Source organism: Pseudomonas sp. HPB0071 (genome assembly GCF_000478505.2).
GTDB lineage: Bacteria > Pseudomonadota > Gammaproteobacteria > Pseudomonadales > Pseudomonadaceae > Chryseomonas > Chryseomonas luteola.
Map to the genome: position 1 here is coordinate 116392 of NZ_KI517367.1, position 21691 is coordinate 138082.

17 protein-coding genes are annotated in these 21691 nt (G+C 53.7%); 10 read left to right on the forward strand and 7 right to left on the reverse strand.

Features of this window, described 5'->3' with window-relative positions:
• The first annotated feature begins 119 nt into the window (after positions 1 to 119).
• From aat to infA, 3 genes are all read left to right on the forward strand, one after another.
• Positions 120 to 809 (forward strand): leucyl/phenylalanyl-tRNA--protein transferase, encoded by a 690-nt coding sequence (aat, locus tag HMPREF1487_RS00645; RefSeq protein ID WP_010794657.1) that lies wholly within the window; start codon positions 120 to 122, stop codon positions 807 to 809.
• A 41-nt stretch (positions 810 to 850) separates the two neighbouring features.
• The gene (locus HMPREF1487_RS00650; protein WP_010794658.1) at positions 851 to 1558 is read left to right on the forward strand and encodes an arginyltransferase; all 708 of its coding nucleotides are present in this window, start codon (positions 851 to 853) and stop codon (positions 1556 to 1558) included.
• Between the two features lie 101 nt (positions 1559 to 1659).
• Positions 1660 to 1878: a translation initiation factor IF-1 gene (infA, locus tag HMPREF1487_RS00655; protein ID WP_002553999.1), complete on the forward strand. Its 219-nt coding sequence runs from the start codon at positions 1660 to 1662 to the stop codon at positions 1876 to 1878.
• A gap of 54 nt (positions 1879 to 1932) precedes the next feature.
• On the opposite strand, the gene clpA is transcribed toward infA, so the two are convergent.
• Positions 1933 to 4200, reverse strand: coding sequence for an ATP-dependent Clp protease ATP-binding subunit ClpA (clpA, locus tag HMPREF1487_RS00660; RefSeq protein WP_010794659.1), 2268 nt, complete (start codon positions 4198 to 4200; stop codon positions 1933 to 1935).
• 26 nt (positions 4201 to 4226) lie between these two features.
• On the reverse strand, positions 4227 to 4586 hold the full coding sequence (gene clpS / locus HMPREF1487_RS00665) for an ATP-dependent Clp protease adapter ClpS (protein ID WP_026004116.1): 360 nt from the start codon (positions 4584 to 4586) through the stop codon (positions 4227 to 4229).
• 227 nt (positions 4587 to 4813) lie between these two features.
• On the opposite strand from clpS, the gene cspD reads away from it, so the two are divergent.
• The gene (cspD, locus tag HMPREF1487_RS00670) at positions 4814 to 5086 is read left to right on the forward strand and encodes a cold shock domain-containing protein CspD (protein ID WP_010794662.1); all 273 of its coding nucleotides are present in this window, start codon (positions 4814 to 4816) and stop codon (positions 5084 to 5086) included.
• A 31-nt stretch (positions 5087 to 5117) separates the two neighbouring features.
• Here the strand turns inward: cspD and HMPREF1487_RS00675 are convergent, their stop codons facing one another.
• A complete protein-coding gene (locus HMPREF1487_RS00675) occupies positions 5118 to 5429 on the reverse strand; it encodes an Rdx family protein (RefSeq protein WP_010794663.1) in 312 nt (103 codons plus the stop codon).
• 65 nt (positions 5430 to 5494) lie between these two features.
• On the opposite strand from HMPREF1487_RS00675, the gene HMPREF1487_RS00680 reads away from it, so the two are divergent.
• Complete coding sequence (locus HMPREF1487_RS00680; RefSeq protein ID WP_010794664.1) at positions 5495 to 7696, forward strand: patatin-like phospholipase family protein; 2202 nt, start codon at positions 5495 to 5497, stop codon at positions 7694 to 7696.
• 28 nt (positions 7697 to 7724) lie between these two features.
• Here the strand turns inward: HMPREF1487_RS00680 and HMPREF1487_RS00685 are convergent, their stop codons facing one another.
• The 3 genes from HMPREF1487_RS00685 to recQ form a co-directional block, all read right to left on the reverse strand.
• Positions 7725 to 10019 (reverse strand): type IV pilus assembly protein FimV, encoded by a 2295-nt coding sequence (locus tag HMPREF1487_RS00685; protein ID WP_010794665.1) that lies wholly within the window; start codon positions 10017 to 10019, stop codon positions 7725 to 7727.
• A gap of 169 nt (positions 10020 to 10188) precedes the next feature.
• Complete coding sequence (locus HMPREF1487_RS00690) at positions 10189 to 10632, reverse strand: MarR family transcriptional regulator (protein ID WP_010794666.1); 444 nt, start codon at positions 10630 to 10632, stop codon at positions 10189 to 10191.
• A 117-nt stretch (positions 10633 to 10749) separates the two neighbouring features.
• Positions 10750 to 12885, reverse strand: coding sequence for a DNA helicase RecQ (gene recQ / locus HMPREF1487_RS00695; RefSeq protein ID WP_010794667.1), 2136 nt, complete (start codon positions 12883 to 12885; stop codon positions 10750 to 10752).
• A gap of 329 nt (positions 12886 to 13214) precedes the next feature.
• Here recQ and HMPREF1487_RS00700 point away from each other — a divergent pair, with 329 nt between their 5' ends.
• From HMPREF1487_RS00700 to HMPREF1487_RS00720, 5 genes are all read left to right on the forward strand, one after another.
• Positions 13215 to 13799, forward strand: a complete 585-nt coding sequence (locus HMPREF1487_RS00700; RefSeq protein ID WP_010794668.1) for a UPF0149 family protein — start codon at positions 13215 to 13217, stop codon at positions 13797 to 13799.
• 15 nt (positions 13800 to 13814) lie between these two features.
• Positions 13815 to 14216 carry a YbaN family protein gene (locus HMPREF1487_RS00705; protein WP_010794669.1) on the forward strand — a complete coding sequence of 134 codons (402 nt, stop codon included), beginning with the start codon at positions 13815 to 13817 and terminating at the stop codon, positions 14214 to 14216.
• Between the two features lie 678 nt (positions 14217 to 14894).
• Positions 14895 to 17810, forward strand: a complete 2916-nt coding sequence (locus HMPREF1487_RS00710) for a ribonucleoside-diphosphate reductase subunit alpha (RefSeq protein ID WP_010794670.1) — start codon at positions 14895 to 14897, stop codon at positions 17808 to 17810.
• A gap of 304 nt (positions 17811 to 18114) precedes the next feature.
• Positions 18115 to 19359, forward strand: coding sequence for a ribonucleotide-diphosphate reductase subunit beta (locus HMPREF1487_RS00715; protein ID WP_010794671.1), 1245 nt, complete (start codon positions 18115 to 18117; stop codon positions 19357 to 19359).
• A 386-nt stretch (positions 19360 to 19745) separates the two neighbouring features.
• Positions 19746 to 20996 carry a serine hydrolase domain-containing protein gene (locus HMPREF1487_RS00720; RefSeq protein ID WP_010794672.1) on the forward strand — a complete coding sequence of 417 codons (1251 nt, stop codon included), beginning with the start codon at positions 19746 to 19748 and terminating at the stop codon, positions 20994 to 20996.
• Positions 20997 to 21072: 76 nt separating this feature from the next.
• On the opposite strand, the gene HMPREF1487_RS00725 is transcribed toward HMPREF1487_RS00720, so the two are convergent.
• Positions 21073 to 21483 carry a septal ring lytic transglycosylase RlpA family protein gene (locus HMPREF1487_RS00725; protein WP_010794673.1) on the reverse strand — a complete coding sequence of 137 codons (411 nt, stop codon included), beginning with the start codon at positions 21481 to 21483 and terminating at the stop codon, positions 21073 to 21075.
• Between the last annotated feature and the right edge of the window lie 208 nt (positions 21484 to 21691).

Below are 21691 nucleotides of genomic sequence, written 5' to 3' on the forward strand. Positions count from 1 at the left end.
CTGTTGTGACAAAGAGTTATGCAGCATTCCTCAACAAAGTTTAAATCAAAAGGGAAAACTGGCGCTTGCCAGTAATCGGAGTTAGCCTGGAGACTACTTTGTTAACCCCCTCCCCTTCCATGCTGACTTGGTTGAAACGCGACTTTATACAATTTCCGCCGCTCAGTAGTGCGCTGAGCGAACCTAATGGGCTGCTTGCGATAGGCGGTGACCTTTCACCCGAACGCTTGATTGCCGCCTATCGTCACGGTTGCTTTCCATGGTTCCAGGCTGACCAACCCATTCTTTGGTGGTCGCCCGACCCCAGAACGGTATTGATACCTGAAGAGATCCATATCTCTCGCAGCCTTGCAAAGCTGATTCGTCAGCAACGCTTTACGGTGACCTTTGACAAAGATTTTGCGCAGGTCATCAAGGGGTGCTCTGAACCACGAGATTATACCCACGAAACATGGATCACCTCGGAAATGCAGCAGGCCTATGTAGAGCTTTACAAACGAGGCATTGCTCATTCAGTCGAAGTTTGGGAAGAGGACTCGCTCGTCGGCGGCCTGTATGGCTTGGCAATCGGTAAACTATTCTTTGGAGAGTCCATGTTTAGCCGCACCGCCAATGCGTCCAAGGTTGGTTTCGCTACATTGGCTCAGCAACTGGCGGAATGGGACTTCGCGCTGATTGATTGCCAGATGCCCACGCGACATCTTGAAAGCTTTGGCGCGACGAGCATTTCTCGTACGCAATTTTCGAACTATTTGGCACGATACCTGGACGAAACATCTAAAGCAGACTGGTCTTCGCAACCGGCATGACAGGATTGATTACCTTCCTCATGTTTTCCTAGAGGTAGATTATGAGCGAGCTGGCCCGATTGAAGTTTTACGCCACTCAGCCGCACACTTGCAGTTACCTGCCTGACCAGCAGGCAACCACGCTCTTTCTCGACCCCGCCCAACCCATGAGCGGCCAGCTGTATGCCGAACTCTCTGAATTAGGTTTCAGGCGCAGCGGAGATCATCTATATCGACCTCACTGCCAGCAATGCAAGGCGTGCGTTCCGGCACGTATTCGCGCTGCCGATTTTGTTCCCGATAGACGTCAGAAGCGTATTCTCAAGCGAAATGCAGATATCACCATTGAAAAGCGTAGGCCTCGCTTTACAGAAGAGCATTATCGACTGTATGCACGCTACATTACGGAACGGCATGCAGACGGAGACATGTACCCTCCAAGCCGAGAACAGTTTACGACCTTTCTTATCCGGGAGCTGCCTTACGCCTTTTTTTACGAAATGCGCTTGGGCGAACGCTTGGTTGGCGTTGCAGTAACCGATGTGTTACCCAACGGCCTGTCTGCCGTGTATACCTTCTATGATCCAGACGAGGAACGTAGAAGTCTTGGTACGTTTGGCATTCTCTGGCAGATCGCGGAAACGGCACGCCTGAATCTTGAAGCGGTTTATCTCGGTTATTGGATCAAAGGCTGTCGAAAGATGTCCTATAAGACTCAATATCGGCCAATCGAACTCTTTGTCAATCAACGCTGGGTTCGAGTGTCCTGACATCAGACATGGCATCGATTGAGTTTTTCGGGCACAATGCATGCCGATTTTCCGCCTGGATGGTCCAGGCATTTTTATGTTACCGAGGGGCTTCATAACCTATGTCGAAAGAAGACAGCTTCGAAATGGAAGGTACTGTCGTCGACACCCTGCCTAACACCATGTTCCGCGTGGAGTTGGAAAATGGGCACGTCGTTACGGCGCATATTTCTGGAAAGATGCGCAAGAACTACATTCGTATCCTAACCGGAGACAAGGTGCGCGTGGAACTGACGCCCTACGATCTGAGTAAAGGTCGAATCACGTATCGCGCTCGTTGATACCTCCACAAAAAAGCCCGGCATATGCCGGGCTTTTTTGTGGGCGCAACCTCTTTATGCAGGCTCCGCCGTAGTTTCGTACTCAAAGGCTAACTCATCACCCTTGAGATCGATGTGAACCACCCCCCCATGTTCAGCCAACTCACCAAACAAGATCTCTTCAGCCAGCGGCCGCTTGATCTTATCCTGAATGAGACGCCCCATGGGCCGAGCTCCCATCTGAGGATCATAACCATTGGTAGCCAGCCAGCCGCGGGCAGCATCCGAGACCTCAAGCTGAACGCGTTTATCTTCCAGCTGAGCTTGCAACTCAGTGAGGAATTTATCCACGATGCTCTTGATGGTTTCGTGGCTAAGGCGACCAAACTGGATAATGGTATCCAGGCGATTACGGAACTCAGGTGTAAAGCTCTTCTTGATAACTTCCATTGCGTCGGTTGAGTGATCCTGCAACGTGAAGCCGATCGAGGCACGAGAAGCGGTTTCAGCACCTGCGTTGGTCGTGAGAATCACAATAACGTTACGGAAATCAGCCTTACGGCCGTTGTTATCCGTCAACGTACCATGATCCATGACCTGCAGAAGCAGATTAAAGACCTCAGGATGCGCCTTTTCGATCTCATCAAGCAGAAGTACACAATGCGGCGTCTTGGTAATAGCTTCAGTCAGCAGACCACCTTGGTCAAAGCCAACGTAGCCAGGAGGCGCACCGATCAAACGCGAAACGGTATGACGCTCCATATACTCCGACATATCGAAGCGGATCAATTCGATCCCTAACGCTTTAGCTAGCTGTCTTGCCACCTCTGTCTTACCAACACCGGTAGGACCGGCAAACAGGAAGGAGCCGACCGGCTTGTCGGGCGATTTAAGACCAGCTCGCGAGAGCTTGATAGCAGTCGACAGCGAGTCGATTGCCATGTCCTGACCAAATACCGTCAATTTCAGATCGCGCTCCAGATTACGCAGAAGCTCCTTGTCCGACGTATTGACCGTCTTTGGAGGAATTCGAGCAATCTTGGCAACGATGTCCTCAACCTGTGCGACTTCGATACGCTGCACACGCTTCGATTCAGGCTGTAATCGCTGGAAAGCACCCGCCTCATCAATGACGTCGATAGCCTTGTCCGGCATATGTCGATCATTAATATAACGCGCAGCCAAATCGGCGGCGGCACGCAGTGCCTCATCACTGTACTCAATACCATGATGTTGCTCAAAGCGAGCTTTCAGGCCTCGCAAGATACCAAAGGTATCTTCAACGGAAGGCTCAACCACATCAACTTTCTGGAACCGGCGCGCCAAGGCACGATCTTTCTCGAAAATACCGCGGAATTCCTGGAAGGTTGTTGAGCCGATGCAGCGGATTTCACCCGATGACAACAATGGCTTGAGCAGGTTGGAAGCATCCATTACACCACCAGATGCGGCACCCGCACCGATGATTGTGTGGATCTCGTCAATAAACAACACAGCATGGGGGCGCTTACGCAACTCGTGTAGCAACCCCTTGAAGCGCTTCTCAAAATCGCCGCGGTACTTGGTACCAGCCAGCAGCGCACCCAAGTCAAGTGAATAAACGACACTATCAGCCAGCAGATCCGGCACCTGCCCATCAACGATGCGCTTAGCCAAACCTTCAGCAATCGCCGTTTTGCCTACCCCGGCCTCACCCACCAACAAAGGGTTGTTCTTGCGGCGGCGAGCCAGAATCTGGGCGACACGCTCTACTTCGTTCTCACGACCGACAAGAGGATCGATACGACCCTGACGAGCCAACTCGTTCAGATTACTTGCATAAGCCTCCAGAGGATGGTTGCTGGCGGTTGTTTCTCCGCCCTCCTCGTCAGGCTGATCCTGCTCTTGGTCTCTCTCATTGGTGCCAGGCACCTTGGAGATCCCATGAGCGATAAAATTGACAACATCAATACGCGCTACGCTCTGTTGCTTGAGCAAAAAGACCGCCTGGCTTTCCTGCTCTGAAAAAATCGCAACAAGGACGTTCGCTCCGGTTACCTCTCGCTTGCCGGAACTTTGCACATGGAAAACAGCACGCTGCAGGACACGCTGGAAACCAAGCGTAGGCTGGGTTTCACGATCTTCATCTTGCTGCGGGATGAGCGGAGTCGTCGAGTCGATAAACTCGTGCAGATCCCGCCGCAACTTATCCATGTTCGCACCACATGCACGAAGCACTGTTGCAGCCGCTTCGTTATCCAGCAACGCGAGGAGGAGGTGTTCGACAGTCATGAATTCATGACGCTTCGTTCTTGCCTCCTTGAAGGCAAGATTGAGGGTGACTTCGAGCTCACGATTCAACATAGCTTCACCTCATAGCCAGGCACAGATCAACTTTCTATTTCAATCTCACAAAGGAGCGGATGCTGGCTCTCCCTAGCATATTGATTCACTTGCATGGCCTTGGTTTCAGCAATGTCGCGAGTAAAGACTCCACACACGGCCTTACCTTGGGTGTGAACGACCAACATTATCTGTGTGGCCTTTTCACGATTCATGCTAAAGAACTTCTCAAGCACCTCAACAACAAACTCCATCGGGGTGTAGTCGTCGTTGAACATAAGTACCTTATACAACGACGGAGCCTTCAATGCAGGTTTTGCTTCCTGGACAGCCAGGCCTGCACCGTCATCCTCGTGATGTGAAGGGCCTTGTTCTGATGTTAGTCGAATATGGCTGATTGGATGCATGCTCAAGAAATTTTTTCTAGTGAATGGATTAGAAGGTCCGCAAAGACCTTGATCTACTTCTCAGGCGAATATCGCATCGCCTTGACTAACCCTAAAAGGGTGTTAAAACCTTTGGATACCCATAAGGGTACCAGGGGTTCCGTGTTTTAGTGCGTTCAAGACTATCTGAACGGGACTGTAGTGGGATAATACTCCACCTGTGGAGTCCTTTGCAGAGGGATGCCAGCATGCTCAGCGGCAAAGTCAAGTGGTTCAACAATGCCAAGGGATACGGCTTCATAGTAGCGGAAGGAAGCGACGAAGACCTATTCGCTCATTATTCAGCAATCCAGATGGACGGCTATCGAACACTGAAAGCTGGCCAGGCCGTGAATTTTGAAATCATTCAAGGCCCCAAGGGTTTGCATGCCGTTAACATCCGCGCTGCGGAAGTAGCTGCACCAGCAAGAACTGAACGAATCAGCGAGCCTGCCAATGCAAGGATGACCTCCGAGGTGTGACGCCAGGATTCGCAGTTATGCCTGAGCGGCTTTATTGCTCAGGCATAGAATCTTGCTTACCTTGCCGATCACTATGACCTAAATCCTTATTCGGATTAATAAGGTCGCGAACACGTTGTTTCAAGACCTTGGCCTCAGGAAAACCTCCATCTCGTTTTCTTTCCCATATGAGAGCCCCATCACAAGTAATCTGAAAAGTACCACCTGTCGACGGCTCAAGGCTGACCCGGCCCAGTTCAGTGGTAAAGGTACTTAACAGCTCCTGCGCCATCCAGGCCGCCCTCAGTAGCCACTGGCATTGTGTGCAATAGGTAATAACCACCTCTGGCTTTTGCTCAGTCATCCCATTCTCCTCTTTTGAGCTGCTTATAATAAGCTTCCCGTCTCTCGCCTGCCTGTGGCTTGCTCATGCGATACCTATTTCTTTGCTTACTACTGTTACTGCCAAGCCTTTCATGGAGTGACCAAGCTCACCCTAAAATAGGGCTGGTATTGTCTGGAGGCGCAGCGCGTGGTCTGGCTCATATTGGTGTATTGAAAGCTTTGGAAGAACAAGGCATTCATGTCGATGCTATCGCTGGAACCAGCATGGGCGCAGTCATTGGCGGTTTGTATGCAGCTGGCTATAAAGTTGATGAAATCGAGCGCACTGCCAAAGAAATGGACTGGCAGCAGGTACTTTCGGATCAACCTCCCCGTAAGGACGTTCCGTTTCGACGAAAGCAGGATGACAGAGACTTTCTCATCAAGCAGCAACTCAGCTTTCGAGACGATGGAACGCTGGGCCTTCCGATTGGTGTCATTCAAGGCCAGAACCTTTCCATGCTACTGGAAAGCCTGCTGGTCCACACGAGCGAAACGCGAAACTTCGATAAATTGGCTATTCCCTTTCGTGCCGTTGCCACTGATATCGTGACAGGCGAAAAAGTTGTGTTCAGCAAGGGACATTTGCCCCGGGCTATTCGAGCCAGCATGTCAATTCCAGCCGTATTTGCACCGGTTGATGTAGACGGACGCTTGCTAGTCGATGGTGGCATGGTTGATAACATCCCTATCGATGTCGCTCGCAGCATGGGCGTTGATAGGGTTATTGCTGTTGATATCGGCACTCCACTGCTGAAACGCAAGGAGCTCACTACCGTTGTAGACGTGCTCAACCAGTCCACTACCCTGATGACACGCAACAACTCCGAAGCTCAGCTGGCAACACTCACATCCAAAGATATTTTGGTTGAACCACCGCTGGCTGCGTACACCAGCGCTGACTTTGGTAGCGTCAATGAATTAATTGACGCTGGCTATCGCGCCACTCAGGCATTGTCTTCTCGCCTGGCCAGTCTGAGGCGCCCGCCGGTGGACGATACGGACATTGCATTGTCCATTGCACGCCAGCCGGGGCAGCGAAACCCGATCATTACAGAGGTACGGATCGAAAACGACTCCAAGGTAAGCGACAGTGTTATCCGGCATTACATACGTCAGTCATTAGGCGAACCGCTTGATCTAGAAAAGCTAAAAGACGATATGGGCACCATTTATGGGCTCGACTACTTTGATCAGGTGGAATACCGCATCGTCCGACAAAAGAAAAAAGGCGAAGACGATAATGCCCTTGTAATTCATGCACTCGGAAAACGCAGCGGCACTGATTTTCTGCGGCTAGGCTTGAGTCTTTCAGACGACATGGAGGGCGACAGCGCTTTCAATATAGGCGCCAGCTATCGGATAAACGGCATCAATAAATTAGGCGCCGAATGGCTGACCCGCCTTCAGGTTGGCGACAAACAAGAACTTTACACAGAGTTCTATCAGCCGCTGGATGTAGGCTCACGATATTTCTTTGCGCCCTATCTGAGTGCGGACGCACAAAACATCGAAGCCGTCCAGGATAATGATCCTATAGCTGAATATCGTCGTGAGCGGTATGGGTACGGGTTTAATGTGGGGAGACAGATCAACAACAATGGCGAGATCCGCTTTGGCATCGGTCAGCGCTGGAGTAAAACGAAGGTCCATATCGGCAATTCGAATCTCCCGACCGATACCTTTAGCGAAGGCTTCTATGAGCTGAAATACTCATTCGATACCATGGATAATGTGGACTTTCCCAATGAGGGAGAAGATATTTCTGTAACCCTTCGCCAATTTGATACCAGCCTTGGCTCGGATGAGCGTTACCAGCAGATGGAGTTCAAATTAGACAAGGCGTTGACGTTTGGCCAGTACACTGTAGTTCTAGGTGGTTATTACGGCCGAACGTTCAACGATATTGACACGGTAACCAGCAGCTATCTCTTGGGCGGCGCAAGGCAACTTTCCGGTTATCGACAGGATGCCCTGTCTGGCCAGAATTACACGTTGGGGCGGCTGATCTATTATCGTCGGATGACAGAGCGCTCACTCCTACCGCTCGACTTCCCTGTTTATCTCGGAGGAAGTCTTGAGCAAGGGCGTATCTGGAACAATGGAAATAACTATGACAGCGGCTCAATCACCGCAGGTAGTATTTTCCTGGGATTCGATACTCCACTGGGGCCGCTTAACTTTAGCTATGGATTAAATGATGACGGCCAACGAGCGGTTTACCTGAATCTCGGAAATAACTTCTAAGGCTCAAATTAGACGTTTACAGCGCGCATCAAGCAATGCGCGCCAGTAGTACCTCTGCCTCATGGCGCTGTGCATCGTTTCCTTCATTGAGGATCCGCTGAAGAATAGCGCTGGCTGCCCGCATATCGCCTTGGGCCATGCAGGATTTCGCCTGTTGCAACAGAGGGCTAGCTGGATAATCGCTCAGCTCATTGTCTGCCACCGAGGCGCTCGGCACATGGCTGGCGAAATGCTCGTCCAGCGTCATGTCCAGCTCATCCACTGATGGCAACTCTCCTAACGTATAAGGAAAATCATCGTCCAGCGCCTCAGCAGGCTTAGCTTTTTCATGTCCTTGCTCAGCGTCTAGCAGCTCTGTAAGGGCAATAGCGTCATCAAAACTGAGGTCCTGTAAATCCAGATCGAAATTTTCGATATCGGCTTGAGTGGGCTTCATTTCGTCAGCTTTCAAGTCAAGCTGAGGTTTCCACTGCTCTTCCAGATCGTCGGGCAGATCAAGAGAAACCTCCAGAGGTTCCTCTTCAGCTTTGACGCTCTGCTCCTCAGCCGATTCCTCGATCATGCCTGGAAGGAGTGCCTTTAGCTGATCGATTGCCTGCGTATCGCCACCCAATTCACGAACGGCCGCCTCTTGAACGGCAAACAGCTTTCTCTCACCTAAAGCAGCCAGCACCTGGAGCAGCATCATGCGCAGATCCAGGCGGCCAGGCTGCTCGGCGATGCCTTCCTCAAGCACCTCACGAGCCTGGTTATAACGTCCATAAGCCAGGTAAATTTCGGCACGTCCCAGAAATTCATCGTCAGCCTTGGGCGTGGCATGCTGGGGTGAAACAGGTATCTGAGGCTCAGCATCATGCGGTTCCACACGGCTAGCTATAACCGCTGGCTCGACAAGCGGCACAAGAGCATGACCGTCATGATCGGGCTCGTCCCCTTCAGGTACACCAGTCACTACAGCAACTGCCGATTCCTCCCGTGTACGTCGACGACGTAACGCAATGACGGCCGCTGCCAGCAAGGCGGCTACAGGAACCAGCCATAAATAATAGGATGACCAATCCCTTTCCTGCTCTGCGCCGGCTTGCACCGGTGACGGTGCGACAAGAGGGCTTAGGGTCTGCGAAGCGCTCTGTTCAGGCAGCGTAGTTGGAGCAGACGGAGCAATGGTGGGTGCCTGTGAAGGATCTTCAGACGGCGCCCGGGCTACCTCTATATTACTGTCGGAAAGAGTTGACGGGGGCGGCGCCAAAGACGGATCCGCTGGCGAGGGTATATCGCTTGTTTTTTCAGAGGTACGCAGCTGAGCAACCTCCTGCTGCAACGCTGCGATCTGGTTATCCTTATCCCTTACGGTTTCATCCAGACGAGCCTGGAGTTGCTCCAATTGAGTTTGCAGCTGAGCCATACGAAGCAGAAGCTGATCCTGCTGAGCAACCGCCGTAGGTACTGTCTGCTCCACTCCAGCCTGTACCGGGGCAATATTCGTGGGCGACTCTGACGGTAAGGACTGTTCACGAGGAGGATTTTGCACCGGAGCAGCAATCGATGCGCCGTTTTGTTCAGCCCCTGCTACAGGAGTAGAAAAGTCGGCAGGAAGACGTAACGTTTGCCCTACCCTGAGCCGGTGCATGTCGCCCGCGGCAAATGCATTGGTATTCAGCGAATACAAGTCCTCCATCACTTGCTGAACAGAACCTTTACCCGCCTGGCGAACCAGCTTCTGTGCAATCTGCCAGAGCGTATCGTTTGCGCGTGTCGTGTAGGTAGCAGCACCTGCCTGAAGGCCTGGTCTGGGTGTAGGCGCAGGAGGCGTAGACGGCCGCGAAGCACGGGGTGCAGCAGGACGTGATGCCTCTACCTGCGTATAGCTGTTGCTCCGGCTCACCGCAGGGCTTGCAGGCACCTGATAGCCGGGCGGATCTATCAGCACAGTGAACTCACGCAACTGACGCCCGCCGGGCAGCTCAAGACCAACCAGAAAACTCAAATAAGGCTCGCTAACCGGACGGGTCGATGTGACGCGAATATAACTCCTGCCGCCCGGCTCAATCACTGGCGTGAAGTGCATGTCGCTCATGAACTGAGTACGATCGAGGCCAGAACGTGCAAACTCGTCATTAGACGCAAGGCCGATGTGAAAATCGCTGGCCTCAAGCTCACCGACATCCACCAGCTCGATGCGCGCGCTAAGAGGCTGATAGAGGGAAGACTGAAGCGTGATGTTGCCCAGCCCGACCGCAAAGACAGAGTTGCTGCCAACGCCCAGCACCAGGCCGGATACTATTACGAGAGTTCGAAAACGATTAACGTTTTTCGTGGCCATTCAGCGCCCTAACTGCAAATAAAAAAATTACCGCCCTGACAACGGCAACGGCTGCGCTCGTAGAAAGTTTAGAAAATCGACTAGCGAGCGCTATTAAAAAAGTAGCACTGAAAGTATAGAGGAACAAACCGATACGACGCGGCCCTCAGCGGAGCCGCGAAGATTCCGATTACTGGCCTCGTTTTTCGAGGTTGGCCAGTACTTTCTGATGGACTTGCTGGCAAATATCAATCGCGGAGTCATCAATACCCGCCAGCAACTCTTCACGCAGCTCATCCGCAATGGCTTGAATCTTTTCAATAAGCGGGCCAGCGGCAGCTGTCAGCATGATGCGCTTGGCTCGACGATCTTCACTCACCGCCACCCGGCGCACCAGTTTCTGAGCTTCAAGTCCGTCCAAAAGACGAGCCAATGTTGGCCCCTCTACACTGACACTTTGGGCCAGCTCTCGTTGAGTAGGATGCTGATCCTTCATGCGTGCAAGGGTCAGCAAGACCTGCCAGCGCGCCTGGGATAAACCCAAATGGCTCAGACGGCGATCAAGCTCTGCTCGCCAGGCACGCGAAACATGGAAAAGCTGGCGACCAAAGAGATGGGGATCGTTTTGCGGCATGGACCAATGACCTTATCGTTTTGACGGTTATTATTGTTTAGCTATTAAACAGCCTACAATCTAGTTTTGGTAGTGAGTTTATCCCCGCAATCAGTACATTTGGCAGCTTATCTCTCTTCACTCTGCAAGCTCTGCAGCCAGTGCAGCCCTTATGCAATACAAAACGCCGACAGGCACTTGGTCAGCGAATCGATCCGCCAGCGCTGCTGCTGGAGGCAAGTCGCCCTCTTCCTCCAGAAACGCATCCTGGATTTCGCCTACAAGATCATCGGGCAGCTCAAGCGCCTGCTCCAGTGAAAGCTGCTGTCGTGCAATGGCCTCCGCCAGAATGCTGTAAACATTTTTCTCAGAGCAGGAAAGCTGCCGTGAGATTTGCGGAGGCGTCATACCCGCACGGACTAGGGTAATGACCTCATGACGAACATCGGCAACAGGCTCCAGTGCTGCTGGGGCGTCTGCCAGCACATCAAGAAAAGCCTGGCCATACCGTTCAAGCTTACGCGCGCCCACACCACTGATACGCCCCATATCGTGCAAGGTCCGTGGCTGTCCCCGCAACATTTCCAACAAGGTTGCATCCGGGAAAATGACATAAGGAGGCACTCCGTGCTCTTCTGCCAGTTTCCGACGCAGCGTACGCAGGGCCTCCCACTGCTGACGCTCTTCAGAGCGTACCAATTGGCTGGCTGCGCTGGGGCCGGAATTGTTACCGCGTGTACGCTGCGGCTTGGGATCGCGGCGTAACTCGAGCGTCGTTTCCCCACGCAGAAGCGGACGGCATGCCTCCGTCAGACGGAGACCACCAAAGCCGTCTACATCCACGTCAGCGAAACCACGCGCTACCAGCTGACGAAAGAGGGTTCGCCATTCATCTTCAGCCAGCGATTTACCAAGGCCGAAAACAGCCAGACGCTCATGCCCCAGACTTTTGATCTTGTCATTTTCCCGCCCCAGCAGGATATCGACCAGATGGCCTACGCCATACCGTTGACCGCTTCTATAGATGGCTGACAATGCCTGCCGAGCCGGCTGGGTGGCATCCCAGGTTTCGACACCGTCTACGCAGTTATCACAATGTCCACAGGGCTCAGGCAATGTTTCATCGAAATAGGCCAGCAGTACCTGCCGGCGGCAGCGTGTCTCTTCGCACAATGCCAGCATGGCTTCGAGTTTGTTGCGCTCTACGCGCTTATGACGCTCATCCCCTTCGGAGCTTTGCATCATCTGGCGAAGCAGCAGGATATCCTGCAATCCATAAGCCATCCAGGCATCAGAGGGCAAACCATCCCGCCCTGCTCGTCCAGTCTCTTGGTAATACGCCTCCAGACTCTTGGGCAGGTCCAGGTGCGCGACAAAGCGAACGTTCGGCTTGTCGATGCCCATGCCAAAGGCAATAGTCGCGACCATGATGAGCCCTTCCTCGTTGAGGAAACGTTTCTGGTTAAACGCACGCAGTTCGTTGGAAAGCCCTGCATGGTAAGGCAAGGCGGGAAAACCCTGCGCGGAAAGGTACTCGGCTACCTCCTCGACCTTTTTACGCGACATGCAGTAAACAATGCCCGCATCACCCCGATGCTGCGTCAGAAACGATAACAGCTGCTTGCGAGGCTGCTCCTTGGGAACAATACGGTAGAAAATGTTGGGTCGGTCGAAACTGGATAGAAACTGCTCGGCATTCTGCAGATGCAGTCGCTGAATCATTTCATCCCGGGTCCGCATGTCTGCCGTAGCGGTCAAGGCAATGCGTGGCACATCGGGAAACTGCTCTGCCAATTGGCCAAGCTGCAGATACTCTGGCCTAAAATCGTGCCCCCACTGAGAAACGCAGTGCGCCTCGTCGATGGCGAACAGTGCAATGTTGCCGAGTCGCTGCAGGAAATTCAGCATGCGCGGCTGCACCAGACGCTCCGGCGCCAGGTACAAGAGCTTGATCTCGCCGCGCTCAAGCCGTGCAGCAATATCGCGCTGTGCCTCGGGCGAAAGCGTCGAATTGAGCGCAACCGCCGGCACGCCTAGTTCATCCAGCGTCGCAACCTGATCATCCATCAAGGCGATCAGTGGCGAGACAACAACGGTCAGCCCCTCACGCAACAAGGCGGGTACCTGATAACACAGGGATTTGCCGCCACCTGTAGGCATGAGCACTAGCGCATCTCCGCCGTTGGCAACGCGCTCGATGATCCGGGCCTGATCGCCACGGAACGCGTCATAACCAAAGACGTCTTTAAGAATACGCAAAGCTTGATCGAACATGCTGCCTCCATTTGATGGCGCGCATTATACGGGCACTGACAAGAAACGCCCGGTTATCCGTCACTCAATGCCCAAGGCTGTAACAAAGCCCTGATAGAAGGGCCAGATTGGCTAGATTAATGACGTGCCTTTTGCCGCGGCGCACCGGCTCGTCTACAATCGGCTTCGTTGAGGCAGTTGCAGAACGTGACAACATGCACGTCGTCCGTGTGGCTTTCCCGAGTTCAGCCTATGAACAATATGGAACCCAATAGGCGATTTGCGGGAACATCATCGTAACGCGACTGCCTTTATCGTATATCCAGCCCGTTTTCCGAGGTAAGTAACCGATGTCCTTCGCTGAACAACTGTCCCGTCTCCGTGAGTTTCTTGATGCGGACGACCTGCATGAGGAAGCGCTCGACTACATCGCAGCGCACGGTTATCTAACCGCTCTGGCCATTTGCCCGGAAGACGTACCCGAGCGTGAATGGATCGATGCCCTTTTCGCCGAGCCGCCGCATTACACCAGCGATGCACAGCGCGAAGAAATCGAATCCACGCTTGTCCAGCTCAAGGCGCATATCCTGCGCATACTGGGCAGCGATGAAGAGCTTGAGCTTCCATGCGACCTGGAGCTAGGCGACGATCCAGATGACTCCGACCTGCGCGGCTGGTGTATCGGATTCATGGAAGGCGTCTTCCTGCGTGAAGCCGTCTGGTTCGAGCAGGCTGAGGAAGAAGTCAGCGAGCTGCTGTTGCCCATCATGGTTGGTTCAGGCCTTTTCGAAGAACAGGCTGAATTCAGCGATATCGCTGAAGACCCTGAACTGGTCGATAACATGGTTTCGCAGATTCCGGAAATCCTGACGCAGCTGTTCCTGCTGTGCCATGCCCCTGAAGAAAAGCCAGCGTTGCTAAAGCCTCGTCACTGAGGCTCTCAACATCGAATGCCTGAACGAGATGTACGCGTCAGCCGGCGGCCCTGGGTCCGTTATAGCCTGCTGACGCTGGGCTGGGTCAGTGTTACCTTGGGCGTGATTGGCATTTTTCTGCCTCTTCTACCAACCACCCCTTTTCTCCTCCTCGCAGCGGGCTGCTTTATGCGCAGCTCGGAGCGCTTCTATGGCTGGCTGGTCAACCATCCTCGGCTAGGCCCCTGGATCAAGGATTATCTGGAAGGTGAAGGGATTCCGCTCAAGGGAAAAATCTACGCCATTCTCACCATGTGGATCAGCATTGGAGTCTCCAGCTGGCTAGTACCCTATTTCTGGGCACGCGTGTTCATGGTGGTCAGCTCGGCCTGCGTGACAATCTACATCCTTCGTCAGAAGACTCGTCCCGTCCCTTAGCGGGACTCATTTATCATCCTTAAAGAAGCGTTTTCTACTTGACTTCTCTTGCTTACCTCTATCGCATCCGGTCATAAAAGCACCACTACATATAGTGTTAACGTTTGAACGAAATTTCATTTGGCTGCTCTGACGAAAAGATGCGGAAAACGCGACTGACGGCGAACCTCAGAAGCCATGCGACCTGCGTCGACATATCCCAAAATTACCCACTTTTTATCCACAGGCTGTGGCGTTTTATCAACTTGCAAAGCAGCCGCTAGCGCATTATCTTGTACCTCGCTTTAACGAATATCCCTATATATTGGGGTTCGCCGAGCAACCGGACACTAGACAATGTAAAACTTGTCAACCCGTCAAGCGTTCAGCCTCCGGTTGGTCGAAGCTCTTTTTCAATGACGATTGACGCAGCTTCGGAGACCAGCCAACCCGCTATTCCTCCCCGAAGCCCATACAGCCCCTACCACTACATGATGTGGTTAGCCGCCGGCTGGTATTGAATCGTTTTTTGAGCCTTTAACGCTTTATGGCTCATGTTTGAGTGATTAACGGGCCTGGCCATAAGCCGTGTCTGGTGTGAGCGTTTTGCAAAGCCAACCCGGCGCCGTTTTGCAAAACGCTTAAAGATAGGAGCCGTAGAGGCTCCATCGTACTTATAACGTTAGGAGACGAACCCGCATGCAGACTGATCTGTCCCGCGAGAAAGCAACGACCGACGGCTTCCCGGCCGACGACAACAACCTGGACGTCAAGGCCACTGCTCCCGGCCAACTGCGTGTCATCAAGCGTAACGGCACAGTCGTTCCCTACACTGACGACAAGATCACCGTTGCCATCACCAAGGCATTCCTGGCTGTTGAAGGTGGTACTGCTGCGGCTTCCTCACGTATCCATAACACGGTAAAGCGTCTGACCGAGCAGGTCACAGCGACCTTCAAGCGTCGCATGCCTTCCGGTGGTACGATTCACATCGAAGAAATTCAGGATCAGGTCGAATTGGCCCTGATGCGTGCCGGCGAACAAAAAGTAGCTCGTGATTACGTGATCTATCGCGAAGCACGCGCCCAAGAGCGCAAGCGCGCCGTTGCTGAAGTGGCAGAGCCGCATCCAAGCATCCGCGTAACCAAGGCTGACGGTACTCTGCTTCCGCTGGACATGGGTCGCCTGAACACCATCATCTCCGAAGCATGTGAAGGCCTGGCCGAAGTCAACGGCGAGCTGATCCAGCGCGAAACACTGAAGAACCTGTACGACGGCGTAGCCGAAAAAGACGTTAATACCGCACTGGTCATGACGGCACGTACGCTGGTTGAGCGTGAGCCGAACTACTCCTTCGTTACAGCCCGCCTGCTACTCGACAGCCTGCGTGCTGAAGGCCTGTCCTTCCTAAGCGTTGCAGAAAGCGCCACTCACCATGAGATGGCCGACCTGTACGCCAAAGCCCTGCCCGCCTACGTTGCCAAAGGCGTAGAGCTGGAGCTGCTGGACCCGAAACTGGCAAGCTTCGACCTGGAAAAGCTGGGCAAGGCGATCAACCACGAGCGTGACGGTCAATTCACCTACCTCGGCCTGCAGACGCTGTACGACCGCTACTTCCTGCACAGCAACGGTACCCGCTTCGAGCTGCCGCAGCTGTTTTTCATGCGCGTCGCCATGGGCTTGTCCCATATGGAAGCCGATAAGGAAGGGCGGGCAATCGAGTTCTACAACCTGCTGTCCAGCTTTGACTACATGGCGTCCACACCGACCCTGTTCAACGCCGGCACCCTGCGCCCACAGCTGTCCAGCTGCTACCTGACTACCGTCCCGGATGATCTGTCGGGCATCTACGGCGCGATTCACGATAACGCCATGTTGTCCAAATTCGCGGGCGGCCTGGGTAATGACTGGACTCCGGTACGTGCATTGGGCTCCTACATCAAGGGCACCAACGGCAAGTCCCAAGGCGTTGTTCCGTTCCTGAAAGTAGTGAACGACACCGCTGTAGCCGTCAACCAGGGTGGCAAGCGTAAGGGCGCCGTCTGTGCGTACCTGGAAACCTGGCACCTGGATATCGAAGAATTCCTCGAGCTGCGCAAGAACACCGGTGACGACCGCCGCCGTACTCACGACATGAACACCGCGAACTGGATTCCGGACCTGTTCATGAAGCGTGTATTCGATGACGGCAACTGGACTCTGTTCTCCCCTTCCGATGTACCGGATCTGCACGACCTGTACGGCAAGGCATTCGAAGAGCGTTATGAGTATTACGAAGCCCTGATCGAATACGGCAAGATCAAGCTGTACAAGACCATCAAGGCCAAGGATCTGTGGCGCAAGATGTTGTCCATGCTGTTCGAAACCGGCCATCCCTGGTTGACCTTCAAGGACCCATGCAACCTGCGCAGCCCGCAGCAGCACGTGGGCGTGGTTCACAGCTCCAACCTGTGCACCGAGATCACCTTGAATACCAACAAGGACGAGATCGCTGTATGTAACCTGGGCTCGATCAACCTGGTGAACCACATCGTCGAAGGCAAGCTGGACATCGAAAAGATTGGCCGTACCGTAAAGACGGCCGTGCGCATGCTCGATAACGTTATCGACATCAACTACTACTCGGTTCCTCAGGCTCGCAACTCCAACCTGAAGCACCGCCCGGTGGGCATGGGCATCATGGGCTTCCAGGACGCGCTGTACCTCCAGCACATCGCCTATGGTTCAGATGCCGCCGTCGAGTTCGCCGACAAGTCCATGGAAGCGATTAGCTACTTTGCGATCCAGGCGTCCTGTGACCTGGCCGACGAGCGTGGTAGCTACGAGACGTTCGAAGGCTCGCTGTGGTCCAAGGGCATTCTGCCGATCGACTCTGAAAAGATGCTGATCGAAGAGCGTGGCTCCAAGTACATTGAAGTCGACCTGTCCGAGACATTGGATTGGGCGCCGATTCGCGAACGCGTTAAGAAAGGTATCCGTAACTCGAACATCATGGCCATCGCGCCGACTGCAACCATCGCCAACATCACCGGCGTATCGCAGTCCATCGAGCCGACTTACCAGAACCTGTACGTGAAATCGAACCTGTCGGGCGAGTTCACCGTGATCAACCCCTACCTGGTGCGTGACTTGAAAGCACGCGGCCTGTGGGATCCAGTCATGGTCAACGACCTCAAGTACTACGACGGCTCCGTCCAGCAGATCGAGCGCATCCCGCAAGACCTGAAGGACCTGTACGCTACCGCGTTTGAAGTCGAAACCCGTTGGATCGTGGAAGCAGCGAGCCGCCGTCAGAAGTGGATCGATCAGGCACAGTCCCTGAACCTCTACATCGCTGGCGCCTCGGGCAAGAAGCTGGACGTAACCTATCGCATGGCGTGGTTCCGTGGTCTGAAGACCACCTATTACCTCCGCGCCCTGGCTGCTACCAGCACCGAGAAGTCCACCATCAACACCGGCAAGCTGAATGCCGTTAGTGCGGATCCGATCACCGGCGTACAAGCCAGTGCCTCACCGGCGCCAGCACAAAAAGCCGAGGCAGCACCCGCTCCGGCTCCGGCACCAGTGCCCAAGGCCTGCAGCATCGACGACCCCGACTGCGAAGCCTGTCAGTAAGCCATAAGCCCTCTCTTCGGAGAGGATTCGGGGAGGGGTTTACCACCCTCCCCGAACGTAAATCCAAACACAACAAGTACTGAAAGTCGGCCTCACGAGACCGATTGGCCTGTCCCTGCCTTGAGCATGATTACAGGAGCTCACCTTGGCAGAGCAGGCATGATTGGGGCGTAACCACATAGTGCGGTCATCCGCTGCTTAAACGTGTGACGTCCGATCAAACACCGTGCCCCATGTGCACTCTAAAAGACATCTAGATTTTACCGACTGGCCGAGTGCCGGTCCTCAAGCAGGAGAACACACCATGCTGAGCTGGGACGAATTCGACAAAGACGAAGAAGCAACCGCCACCCCTGCCACTGCACAGCAGGACGGCGACATGCCGCTGGAAAAACTGGATAGCGTAGGCGGTGCTGCTGCCAACGAAGCACGCGCCGTAGATGCCGCCGACTCTGACGCCGTAGCCCGCGCCAAGGCCGCACTGAACGATCTCGATATTCAAGAAGGCCTGGATGATCTGGAAGGCTCCGCTGCCCGTGTACAGGTAGGCGACAAGCAAATGATCAATGCCCGCGCCGACTTGAACCAGCTCGTACCCTTCAAGTACGACTGGGCCTGGCAGAAGTACCTGGACGGCTGCGCCAACCACTGGATGCCGCAGGAAGTCAACATGACTGGGGACATCGCTCTGTGGAAGAGCGCTGACGGTCTCTCCGAGGACGAGCGCCGTATCGTGAAGCGTAACCTGGGTTTCTTCTCCACTGCCGACTCCCTGGTTGCTAACAACCTGGTGCTGGCCGTGTACCGCCTCATCACCAACCCCGAGTGCCGCCAGTACATCCTGCGCCAGGCATTTGAAGAAGCGATCCACACTCATGCGTACCAGTACTGCATTGAATCCCTGGGCATGAACGAAGGCGAAATCTTCAACATGTACCACGAGATTCCGTCAGTCGCGAAAAAAGCGTCCTGGGGACTCAAGTACACCCGCTCCATCTCCGATCCGGAATTCAAGACCGGCACACCCGAGACGGATCGCCAGTTCTTGAAAAACCTGATCGCGTACTACTGCGTACTGGAAGGTATCTTCTTCTACTGCGGTTTCACCCAGATCCTTTCCATGGGCCGTCGCAACAAGATGACCGGTACTGCCGAGCAGTTCCAATACATCCTGCGTGACGAGTCCATGCACCTGAACTTTGGCATCGACATGATCAACCAGATCAAGATCGAGAACCCGCACCTGTGGGATGCCCAAATGAAGGACGAAGCCACCCAGATGATCCTCCAGGGCACTCAGCTCGAAATCGAATACGCGCGCGACACCATGCCCCGCGGCGTACTGGGCATGAACGCGGCCATGATGGAAGACTACCTGAAGTTCATCGCCAACCGCCGCCTGACTCAGATCGGCCTGAAGGAAGAGTACCCAGGTACCACTAACCCCTTCCCGTGGATGAGCGAAATCATGGACTTGAAGAAAGAGAAGAACTTCTTCGAGACGCGTGTGATTGAGTATCAGACTGGCGGGGCGTTGAGCTGGGATTGATAGCCTCTTGCCCCAGCAAAAATTGGTCTTACGCCGGTATAGGTGTTAGAAGCAAGCTAATAAAAGCCCCGCCTATTGCGGGGCTTTTTATAAAAACTAATCATTAAGCCTTCTTCTGTTGCTTTTAGTTTCCCTATACGGGACTAGCTTATTAGATCCGAGCGGCATGTCCCTCGGCAATCATCCTGCACCGCATCTAAAACTTACTTATTCAATTGCGTGAGGATGGTCCTGCTTAACGAGGATGGATATCGCTCCGCTCAACCCATCCTACGGTATTTGGCACACCTTCTCAGGAACCGTCCCGCTTGTGGTCAGTTCTTAGCAAGCAGCTACAACCGCTATGCTTTACACGGGCCTAATCCATGCTGACTGCGAGACTAGTCATGACAATTATTCCAAAGACTGCCGCCCTCTCCCTTCTTGCCTTGTTTATAGCAGGCTGCTCTACGCCACAGGCCGATACCCAAACGTCTAAACCCGAGCTAATCGGGCGCGCTCAGGATCTTTATGATTTACCGCCGGCTTACCAGCCCGGAACGTATCGGCATATGGATCAGCTCTTCTTCACGCGTGAGGTACACCGCGGTCCGGCAGTTTATTCGCTGCCACGCCAGCACGAGATCAACGTGCGCTACCAAACGGATGATGGCACGCTGGGTGTTGATGAGTTCATGCAACGCAATCACGTGGGTGGGTTGTTGATCATCAAGAATGGCAAAATCGCTCTTGAGCGGTACGGCCTGGGAAATACAAAAGAGACGCGCTGGACGTCATTCAGCGTAGTGAAATCCATCTCCTCTTCCCTTGTTGGAGCGGCGGTACAACAGGGGCGAATCAAGAGTGTGAAGGAGCCTATTGCACGTTATCTGCCACAACTATCGGGTGGCGCCTATGACAACGTGACGATAGAGCAGGTATTGCAGATGAGTTCAGGGGCTGCCTGGAACGAAACCTATCGTGATCCCACGTCGGATCGGCGTCGAATGTTTGAGCTTCAGCTCGCTAATAAGCCCGGCGAATTGTTAAAGCAATTGTCAGGACTCAAGCGTGCCTCGGCGCCCGGTACAGCCTTCAAGTACAGCACCGGTGAGTCGCACCTTCAGAGTGAGTTGGTTCATGCCGTAACGGGCATGACTACGAGTGACTATCTCTCCGAGCGTATCTGGGCGCGTATGGGTATGGAGCGCGACGCCTTTTGGCAGCTCGACGCAAGAGCAGGCCAGGAAATCGGCAGCAGCGGCTTCTCGGCTACCTTGAGGGATTATGGTCGTTTTGGGCAGTTCATTCTCAATGATGGTGTGATCAACGGTGAGCGTATCCTGCCGGCGGGCTGGATTGATCAGGCGACTCGTGTAGACCCAGCATCCTATCTGGCTCCCGGAAAGCTATACGAGGGCGAGTATCCCTTGGGTTATGGTTATCAATGGTGGACATTCCCTGTAGGCACCCACGCCCTGCCCGGCCATGAGGGCGGAGCGTTCGAGGCACAAGGGATCTTTGGGCAGTTCTTGTATATCAACCGTAAGGAAGGTGTCGTTGCCGTGGTGTGGAGCGCTTGGCCTAAACCCGAAATGGATAAGCAGGAAATGGAGACCTATGCATTCTTGGGCGCTGCAATTAAAGCGCTGCGCTGACATTTGAATACAGTTTTGAGGGCGTTTGCTTAAGGCTTTCTTTGAGCAAATGCCCTAGGTCCTACATCTCTGGGTTTTAATCAATTCGCTCGATCTTGACTGGCCCTGTGCCGTCTTCTACAAGATCGACCCGCTTAGCCGCCGCGCGAGACAAGTCGATAATGCGGCCACGGATAAAGGGCCCCCGGTCGGTAATCCGCACCACCACCTGTTTGTTGTTTTCCAGGTTGGTGACACGCACCTTGGAACCTAGAGGAAGCGTTTTATGGGCAGCAACCAGCGTATTGTTATTGAATGTCTCACCGCTAGCCGTCTCTCTGCCATGAAACTTCTGGGCGTAGTATGAAGCTTTGCCCTTCTGCTCGAATGGCTTGGGCGCTTGCTTCGCCTCCTTGATTGGAACGGCCTCCGCTTTTTTATCCTGGCAGGCCACGCAACCCACCAGCAGAGAGAAGAACAGCAGCAAACGTTTTGAATCGATAAGCATGCTTGAACCCTTCTTTATTATTGGTCTGCCTGTAAATGCTGCGCCTGGTTATCCAATCGCGGCGTGCATCTATTCAGGCAACCCTTAGTTTTTGGAAAGCAAAAGCACTGGCTGGATCAGGTCTTACTGCATACAAAGGTTTGAGCGCAGCGATAGCTGAACCGTTCTTGAAGATGGCACCCTAACATCACATTTGTGATGGGCTGCT